Annotated in this window: 7 protein-coding genes; 2 read left to right on the top strand and 5 right to left on the bottom strand. The window is 70.2% G+C overall.

Annotated elements, in window-relative coordinates:
• The 5 genes from JNB61_RS17245 to JNB61_RS17225 form a co-directional block, all read right to left on the bottom strand.
• The coding region (locus tag JNB61_RS17245) for a carbohydrate-binding domain-containing protein (RefSeq protein WP_220340438.1) at window positions 1-1,764 on the bottom strand (1,764 nt) is incomplete at its 3' end.
• A complete protein-coding gene (locus tag JNB61_RS17240; protein WP_220340437.1) occupies window positions 1,695-2,573 on the bottom strand; it encodes a polyphosphate polymerase domain-containing protein in 879 nt (292 codons plus the stop codon). The genes JNB61_RS17245 and JNB61_RS17240, both read right to left, overlap by 70 nt.
• On the bottom strand, window positions 2,570-3,190 hold the full coding sequence (locus JNB61_RS17235; RefSeq protein WP_220340436.1) for a DUF4956 domain-containing protein: 621 nt from the start codon (window positions 3,188-3,190) through the stop codon (window positions 2,570-2,572). The genes JNB61_RS17240 and JNB61_RS17235 overlap by 4 nt, the downstream gene beginning before the upstream one ends.
• Window positions 3,187-4,323, bottom strand: coding sequence for a bifunctional glycosyltransferase family 2/GtrA family protein (locus JNB61_RS20555; RefSeq protein WP_220292874.1), 1,137 nt, complete (start codon window positions 4,321-4,323; stop codon window positions 3,187-3,189). Before JNB61_RS20555 ends, JNB61_RS17235 begins: the two co-directional genes overlap by 4 nt.
• Before the next feature lie 4 nt (window positions 4,324-4,327).
• Window positions 4,328-5,320, bottom strand: coding sequence for a phosphodiester glycosidase family protein (locus JNB61_RS17225; RefSeq protein ID WP_220340435.1), 993 nt, complete (start codon window positions 5,318-5,320; stop codon window positions 4,328-4,330).
• 279 nt (window positions 5,321-5,599) lie between these two features.
• Here JNB61_RS17225 and JNB61_RS17220 point away from each other — a divergent pair, with 279 nt between their 5' ends.
• Window positions 5,600-7,150, top strand: a complete 1,551-nt coding sequence (locus JNB61_RS17220) for a Re/Si-specific NAD(P)(+) transhydrogenase subunit alpha (protein ID WP_220340434.1) — start codon at window positions 5,600-5,602, stop codon at window positions 7,148-7,150.
• Window positions 7,147-8,574, top strand: coding sequence for a Re/Si-specific NAD(P)(+) transhydrogenase subunit beta (gene pntB, locus JNB61_RS17215; protein WP_220340433.1), 1,428 nt, complete (start codon window positions 7,147-7,149; stop codon window positions 8,572-8,574). Before JNB61_RS17220 ends, pntB begins: the two co-directional genes overlap by 4 nt.
• Window positions 8,575-8,615: the final 41 nt, after the last annotated feature.

Below are 8,615 nucleotides of genomic sequence, written 5' to 3'. Positions count from 1 at the left end.
GCCCATGCCCCCGCCCATCCCGCCGCCGGAGACGTTCACGCCCTCCGACACCGTGGCCGCCGTGACGCCGTTCACGGTGATCGTGTACGACCCGCCGTCGGCGACCACCGGGCCGCTGTAGAACACGGCGCTGAAGCTCTGATCGGCCTCGAAGCTCGCGATCACCGCGCCCGAGGCATCCGTCACCTCCACGGTGTCACCCGCCGAACCGCTGGCGGTCGCCGCCACCCACGGCTGGGTGCCGGTGGGCGTGACCAGCACCGACCCGGCGACGAAAAGCCCGCCGCCGTCGATGGCGATCTCGCCGTTCGCGTCGAGCGCGCCCTGCCCGCCGGCCGAACTCGGCCCGCTGACGACGGTGGTGCCGCCGGTGACCGAGATCGTGCCGTTCGAGTCGAGGCCGTCGCCGACCGCCTCGACGCGCACACTGCCGCCCGAAATCGTGAGGGTCTCACCCGTGTCCTGCTCGCCGCCGCCCCCCATGCCGCCACCCTGTGCGTCGGCCGCGGCCCCGCTCGCGGCGTTGACGCCGTCGTCGCTCGACGTGAGGTCGACGGTCCCGCCCGAGATCGCGACGTCCGTCGCTTCCAGGCCCTCGTACGACTCGGCGACGGTCACGGTGCCGTCGCGGATCTCGAGGCGCTGCTCGGCGTGGATGCCGTCGTCCCCGGCTGACACGGTCACGCTGCCGCCGCCGATCCCGATCGATCCGTCGGAGTGCACGGCGTCGTCCATGGCCTCGATCGTGACGTCGCCGCCGTCGATCGCGACCACGAGACCCGCGGTGACGCCCTTGGGCGAGTCGTCCGAGGTCGCGGCATCCGTGCCCGCCGTCAGCGTGACAGTGCCGCCCGTGATGACCGCATCGGTCGCCGCCGCGATCGCGTCGTCTCCGCTTTCGGCCGTCACGGTGCCACCGCCGATGACGACGAAGCCCTGCGTCGCGTCGTCGGTCTGGTCGCTCTTGAGCGCGTCGCCGGCGGCGGCGAGCTCGAGCGTGCCGCCTTCGACGGTGAGCGAATCCTTGCCCCGCAGTGCGTCGTCGACTGCGTCGACCGTGATCTCGCCGGACAGGATCACCAGATCGTCGGTGCTCGTGATGCCGTCGTTGCCGTTGCCCGACACCGTCAGCGCACCGGTGCCCGAGATCGTGAGGTCGGCGCCGGCGTAGATCGCAGCGTTCGCGTCGGCGTCCTCCTCGTACGACGACGCGTCCGAGACGCTGTTGTCGCTGCCGGCCGCGAGCGAGATGGCGACATCGTCCGCGCTCGTCACGGTGATGGCAGGGGAATCGGATGCTGAGATATCGGCGTCGTCGAGGATCAGCACGACCTGCGCGTCCTCGGGAGCGGCGACCACCACCTGTCCGCCGAGCGACCCGGACAGCCGGAACACTCCGGCCTCCGTGATGGTGACGGTGGAGCCGTCGACGGTCACGGCGTCGGAGTCGCTCGATGCCGTGCTGCCCGACAGCGTGATGTCCGCAGCATCCGTCTCGCTCCATTCGTCGTCCTGCACGACGGTGACGTCGGCGTTGGCGGCGAGCACCGCGGCGGCGCTGAGGTCGGAGTCGACGACGGCCGCCGTCTCGGTGGTCGAGGCGTCGGTGGTCGGGGTGGTCGTCGAGGAGGCGGTCTGCGTCGCGCAGCCGGCGAGCACGACCGCGGCGAGGGCCAGTGGCGTGGCCGCGAGGATCAGGCGGCGACGTTGCTCGATAGGGCGGTGGTGGGGCTCGATAGCGCGGCGGTGGGGCTTGCGGAGCATGATGCGTCCTCCTTGTGGGTGGCGGTGGTCGGGTGGGTCGCGGGCGCAGCGCGGTGCGACGGGTCGAAGGGACCGCGCAGCAGCCGCGCCCAGCGGTTGCGGGGGAGGGTCGGGTGGAGCGCCGCGAGGCCGGTGGCGTACTTGCTGACCGTCGCGGGCCGGTGACCGGCGCGCCAGAGCGCGCGATCGACGTCGGACGGGCGGGCTCCCGACTTCGTCTCGACGATCGCGAGGTGGGGAAGGGCGAAGCCGTGTCCGTCGGGCTCGATCCACTCGAGCGCGGTGTCGACGGTGGCGCGTCCGGCTCCGTCGGCGGCGAGCAGGGTGGCACGTCGGTAGCGGGTCAGCAGCGTCGCGTCGAGCTCGTCGGCGCGCTCCGAGGCGACCCCGATCGTCGCGAACGCATCGGCGACATCGTCGCGGGCGTCGTCGGTGAGCCGGTCGCGGGCGCTCGGGTCGTACTCGTCGCGTTCCTTGACGGTCGTGCCCCGGGCGCCGCGCGTCTTGATCTCGAGGTACGACGTACCGGTGTCGAGGTAGCTGCGCGTGCGCAGCTTGAAGCGCCGACGGCGGGGCTGGGCCGCCATCCGGAAGCTCAGCAGGTCGGGGGTGTCGAAGTACACCGACTCGTAGGCGAAATCGCGGGCGCCGTCGATCTCGAGCACGCGGGTGCCGGGGTCGAGCGTGGTGAGCACGGCCTCGAGGACCTCGCGCGGCACGACGTACTTCCTGTCGACGCGGGTGAGGAAGGATGCCTCGGCCACGAGCGCGTCGAGCGACACCGGGTCGAAGCGGTCGAAGGTCGTCATCGCGCCGCTCCCTGCATCGCCGGGGCGGCCGCGGCCCTGCCTCGGGTAGCGGCGGGGCGCGCCGCTCCTCGCGGCACCCGATAGCGCACATCGACGAGCGTCGTGTCGTTGACGAGGTCGAGCTCCTGCACGGTGGTCGAGGCGACCGTGCCGCCGAGGCGCTCCTCGAGGTCGGCCCGCAACTCGTGCTCGTCGGCGACGGCGCGGTCGAGACGCACGACCTGGTGGCGCGACCGCGAGAGCAGCGCCGGGTGATCGGCGCCCCAGAGCACCGCGAGGATCAGGGCGACGAGCGCGGCGACCGGCCACGGGTCGGTCTGGGGGAGGCCGGTCACGAGCCCGATCGCGAGCGCCGCGAAGTAGTACGCGACCTCGCGCTGCGAGATCTCGGACGAGCGCAGCCGGATGATCGACAGCACGCCGAACAGGCCGAGACCGAGCCCCAGAGCGACTTCGGCGGTGCCGAGCACGGCGGCGACGGACATCACCCCGACGTTCACCCCCAGGAACGCGACGACGAGGTCGCGGCGGTGGTGCCGGCGGTAGTAGAGGCCGAGGCTCAGCACGAGGGCGGCAGCCAGGTCGATGCCGATGAGGATCAGCGCGCTGGTGGTCATGGGTTCCTCCCGATGGGGTGTTCGCTCTGATCCATTCGAGCCGCGGCCGCTATGGGGCTCCTATGACGGGCGTCAGGGCGGCTTACGAGTTCGGCCCGGGCCTGCTGAGTGCCGAAGACGAAGGACCGCTGCACGCCGTAGCTCGTCACGAACAGCACCGCCTCGGTCGCGATCTTGGCCACGACGAGCGGGACGCCGTAGCGCGTGAGCGCATCGAGCCACACGATGTTCGACGCCAGGAGCGCGACGGCCAGCAGGGCGTAGCGAGCGCCTTGGCGCAGCATCCGTCCCCTCGGCTCCCCTCGGAAGACCACGCGACGGTTGACGGCGAAGTTCACCGAGGCGCTCACGACGCGCGCCGCCACGATCGACGGCACGAGCAGGCCCGTGAGCGCATTGAGCGCGAGGAGCACGACGGTGTCGACGGCGAACGCCAGCAGCGACGACCCCGCGAACAGCACCAGCGGCAACATGACGCGCAGCGAGTCCACGACGGGCCGGAAGTGGCTCGACGCGTTGCCATCGAGGTAGACCGTCTCGATCGGCACCTCACGGGTCGCGACGCCGTCACGGCGGCAGCGCAGCAGGACGTTCTGCTCGTACGCGAACCGCTCGCCCGGCTGTGCGCGCACCCACGCGAGCAGCTCCGAGGGGATGCCGCGCAGTCCGGTCTGCGTGTCGCTCAGCGCCCATCCCGCCGCGAGCCGGAATATCCCGCGGGCCATGGCGTTGCCGGCGCGAGAGCGCAGCGGAACGTTCCCGGTGAACGCCCGGCAGCCCAGGATGAGCATCGGGACGCCGTCGGCCGCGTCCTCGCGGAGCGCGTCGGCGACGCGGAGGATGTCGTGCACGGTGTGCTGCCCGTCGGCATCGGCGGTGACGACGTCGCCGCCGGGGTGGGCTGACATCGCGTGATCGAACCCGGTGCGAAGAGCCGCCGCCTTGCCGCGGTTCACGTCGTGGCGCAGCACCGTCGCGCCGAGCCCCGCGACGCGATCGAACGTGGCGGTGAAGGCTGGGCCGCTCCCGTCGTCGACGACGACCACCTCGACATCGGGGTCTGCCGCGAACACGCCGGCGACGACCGGTTCGAGTCGCGACCCCGGCTCGTAGGCGGGGATGAGGACGATCACGGCGTCACTCCGCGGCGGAGGCGTCGGCGATGTAGAGGATGTCGCTCGTGCCGCGCTCGCCGCCGTTGGAGGGCGAGTTGATCACCTCCCCGTCGAAGTACATCGTCGACGAGCCGCCGCCGTCGAGGTTGTACGCGGTGGTCGCGCCGAGGTCGAGCATGATGTCAGCGAGCTCGGTGAGGGTGACGCCCTCGCTGTAGCCGGGCTGGCGGCCGTCGACGACGACGAAGACGAGGTGGTTCTCGTCGATCACCCCGACGGCCGTTCGCGGCTGGTCGCCCTGGATGGAGTGGTTGCCGAAGTTGGTGTCGATCTCTTTCGTCTCGATGCCGTCGACCACCGCGCCGTCCTCCACGATCGCAGGGCCGAAGCTCAGGGTGTTCCACGCACCGTCGGCGAGCAGTTCCTCCGCGGACGTCGTCGTCTCGTCGTACACCTCGACACGTCCGTCGGTGTAGAACACGAGTCCTTCGCGGGCCGGCTCGTCGCGGAACACCACACCGTTGCGGATCACGATGCCGGTGTCACGGAACCCGTAGTAGTCGCCGTTGATCGCGAAGATCGCGCCGTTGTCGGCGGCGATCTGGCTGGTGAGCTCGGTGATGTTCTCGCCGAACTGGTCCTTCGCGAAGGCGCTTGCGAGCGCGGTCGCGTCCGACAGCGTCACGTCGGCGACGTAGTAGGTCACGGTGTCGGAGCCGGAGCCCTCGGTGACGGTGGAGATCGTGATCGACGTGGCGCCGTCCGAGTAGGAGGTGTCGGTGACCGTGGCGTCGGTGGCAGCATCCGTCGTCGAATCCGTTGTGGAGTCGACCGTCGAGTTCTGCGCCTCATACTCCGACACGTCGGCGATCTCCACGTGCTCGACGAGAAATCGGTCGGCCGCCCACACCGCGCCGGCGCCGCCCGAGAGCGCGACGACGAGACCGGAGGCGATGACGACGTTGCGTACCCGGCGCGTGCGGGTGCTCGTGTTCGCGCTGCTCTTCTTGTTCATGCCTCCATCGATATGCGTCGCACTTACGACGACCTTCGCCGTGCGCTATGAACCGCCTGGCGCGAGCGTGTGGGTTTCGCCAGAAGGGACGACCGCTGCGAAGAAGAGGGATTGTGGCGTGCTGGCAGCAAATTCTGTGATTCTTGTCATCGTGTCGGGCGCAATGCACGCGGGATCTGCGTCGCGGTCTGACATGGTGGAGGCGTCGCCGCGAGCATCGAGAATGGGCTTGCGGACGCGCCGCAGCGTCACGCTGCGCCACCCGATCCAGAGGAACGCATGACCCGCATTGGCATCGTCGCCGAAGCACCCGGAGAGACCCGGGTGGCCGCGACTCCGACCACCGTCCCGAAACTCATCGCGCTCGGCTACGACGTCGTCGTCGAGGCCGGAGCCGGTGCCGGCTCGTCGTTCCCCGACGCCGCATTCGTGCACGCGGGTGCAACGGTCGTCGACGGCGCCACGGCGTGGGCGTCGCCGATCGTGCTGAAGGTCAACGCGCCGACGCCGGCAGAGATCGACCGGCTCGCAGACGGCGCCACGATCGTCGCGATGCTGAGTCCGGCCTTGCGGCCCGACCTCGTCGAGTCGCTCGCGACGCGAGGGATCACGGCGATCGCTCTGGACGCGGTCCCGCGCATCTCGCGCGCGCAGTCGATGGACGTGCTGAGCTCGATGGCGAACATCGCCGGCTACCGCGCTGTGGTCGAGGCGGCGCACGAGTTCGGGCGCTTCTTCACCGGCCAGGTCACTGCGGCCGGGAAGGTGCCGCCCGCGAAGGTGCTGGTCGCGGGCGCGGGTGTGGCCGGGCTCGCGGCGATCGGTGCGGCGTCGAGCCTCGGTGCGATCGTGCGGGCCACCGACCCGCGGCCGGAGGTCGCCGACCAGGTCGCGTCGATCGGCGGCGAGTACCTCGCGGTCGTCGTGCCCGATGAGGCGATGCAGGTCTCCTCCGACGGCTACGCGAAGGCGACGAGCGAGGCGTACGACAGGCGCGCGGCTGAGATCTACTCGGAGCAGGCGGCCGACGTCGACATCATCATCACCACCGCGCTCATCCCGGGGCGCCCGGCGCCTCGCCTGATCACGGCGGCCGACGTCGCCTCGATGCGCTCGGGGAGCGTCATCGTCGACATGGCCGCCGGGCAGGGCGGCAACGTGGAGGGATCGGTCGCGGGCGAGAAGGTGGTGACCGACAACGGCGTCGTGATCCTCGGCTACACCGATCTCCCCGGGCGTCTGCCCCAGCAGGCCTCGCAGCTGTTCGCGACGAACCTCGTGAACCTGCTCAAGCTCCTCACCCCCGGCAAGGACGGCGAGCTGACGCTCGACTTCGACGACGTGGTGCAGCGCACCGTGACGGTCGTACGGGACGGAGCGGTCACCTGGCCGCCGCCGCCGGTGCAGGTGTCCGCCGCCCCCGCCGCGACGAAGACGACGGATGCTGCGCCCGCGGTGCCACCGAAGAAGCCCATGTCGACCGCTGCCCGGACAGGCCTGATCGTCGCCGGCATCGCCGCGCTGTTCGCGATCTGCGCGTTCGCGCCACCGCCGCTGCCGCAGCACTTCCTGGTGCTGACCCTCGCGATCGTCGTCGGCTTCTATGTCATCGGCCACGTGGCGCACGCACTGCACACGCCGCTCATGAGCGTGACGAATGCGATCTCGGGCATCATCGTGGTCGGCGCCATGGTGCAGATCACCGTCCCCGACCTCACCGTGCAGATCCTGGCCGCGGTCGCGGTGCTGCTCGCGTCCATCAACATCTTCGGCGGGTTCGCCGTCACGCGTCGCATGCTCGCGATGTTCCAGAAGGGTGAGACCCGATGAACGCGGTGGCCGGCCAGGTGGCGGGCGCCGCCTACATCGTCGCGGCGCTCCTGTTCATCCTCAGCCTCGCGGGGTTGAGCAAGCACGAGACGAGTCGTCGCGGCGTCGTGTTCGGCATCGTCGGCATGGCGATCGCGCTCGTCGCGACGGTCGTGCTGGTGGCGGCCGGCGCCTGGGGCCGGCAGTCGGGCGCGCTCGGGCTGACGCTGCTCGTCGTTGCCGTGCTCGTCGGTGCCGCGATCGGGCTGTGGCGCGCGCGGATCGTCCAGATGACCGGGATGCCCGAGCTCATCGCGCTGCTGCACTCCTTCGTCGGCCTCGCGGCCGTGCTGGTCGGCTGGAACGGCGCCCTCTACGACACCGGGCTCACAGGCGTGCTCGCCGACATCCACCACGCCGAGGTCTTCATCGGTGTCTTCATCGGCGGTGTCACCTTCACCGGGTCGATCGTCGCGTTCCTGAAGCTCTCGGCGCGCATCTCGTCGAAGCCCCTCATGCTGCCGGGCAAGAACGCCCTCAACATCAGCGCGCTCGCCCTGTTCCTCGTCCTCACGGTCTGGTACGTGATCACGCCGGAGCTGTGGCTCCTGATCGCCGTCACCCTGCTCGCGCTGGCGCTCGGCTGGCACCTGGTGGCCTCGATCGGCGGCGGCGACATGCCCGTCGTCGTATCGATGCTCAACAGCTACTCGGGATGGGCCGCAGCCGCCGCGGGCTTCCTGCTGGACAACGACCTGCTCATCGTGACCGGCGCGCTCGTGGGGTCGTCGGGTGCGTACCTCAGCTACATCATGTGCAAGGCGATGAACCGCTCATTCCTGTCGGTGATCGCCGGCGGCTTCGGCATCGAAGCGCCCAAGAGCTCCGACGAGCAGTACGGCGAGCACCGCGAGATCGACGCCGAGGCCGCCGCCGACCTCCTGGCCGGCGCGTCCCGTGTCGTCATCACCCCCGGCTACGGCATGGCTGTCGCGCAGGCCCAGCACGGCGTCGCCGACCTCGTGCAGAAGCTGCGAGAGCGCGGTGTCGACGTGCGCTTCGGCATCCACCCCGTCGCCGGGCGGCTGCCCGGCCACATGAACGTGCTCCTCGCCGAGGCGAAGGTGCCCTACGACATCGTGCTCGAGATGGACGAGATCAACGACGACCTCTCGAGCGTCGACGTCGTGCTCGTCATCGGGGCGAACGACACCGTCAATCCCGCCGCCGCGGAAGACCCCGGCAGTCCGATCGCCGGAATGCCGGTGCTCCGCGTGTGGGAGGCCGGCAACGTCATCGTCTTCAAGCGGTCGATGGCATCCGGATACGCGGGCGTGCAGAATCCGCTCTTCTACCGCGACAACGCGCAGATGCTCTTCGGAGACGCGAAAGAGAAAGTCGACGAGATTCTCTTCCAGCTCTCGCGCTCAGAAGTACCGCGATGAATCAGTATCGCGATGAATCCCCGATGAAAGGCGTCGAGGCG

It is taken from the genome of Microbacterium ureisolvens (assembly GCF_019511645.1).
GTDB classification, from domain to species: domain Bacteria; phylum Actinomycetota; class Actinomycetes; order Actinomycetales; family Microbacteriaceae; genus Microbacterium; species Microbacterium ureisolvens_A.
Note: the sequence above shows the minus strand (reverse complement) of the source record. Positions and strands in the feature narration are given on the sequence as shown.

Coding starts and splice junctions, on each gene's coding strand:
- JNB61_RS17240 (WP_220340437.1), bottom strand. CDS start 2,573: ATGACGACCTTCGACCGCTTCGACCCGGTGTCGCTCGACGCGCTCGTG.
- JNB61_RS17235 (WP_220340436.1), bottom strand. CDS start 3,190: ATGACCACCAGCGCGCTGATCCTCATCGGCATCGACCTGGCTGCCGCC.
- JNB61_RS17225 (WP_220340435.1), bottom strand. CDS start 5,320: ATGAACAAGAAGAGCAGCGCGAACACGAGCACCCGCACGCGCCGGGTA.
- JNB61_RS17220 (WP_220340434.1), top strand. CDS start 5,600: ATGACCCGCATTGGCATCGTCGCCGAAGCACCCGGAGAGACCCGGGTG.
- pntB (WP_220340433.1), top strand. CDS start 7,147: ATGAACGCGGTGGCCGGCCAGGTGGCGGGCGCCGCCTACATCGTCGCG.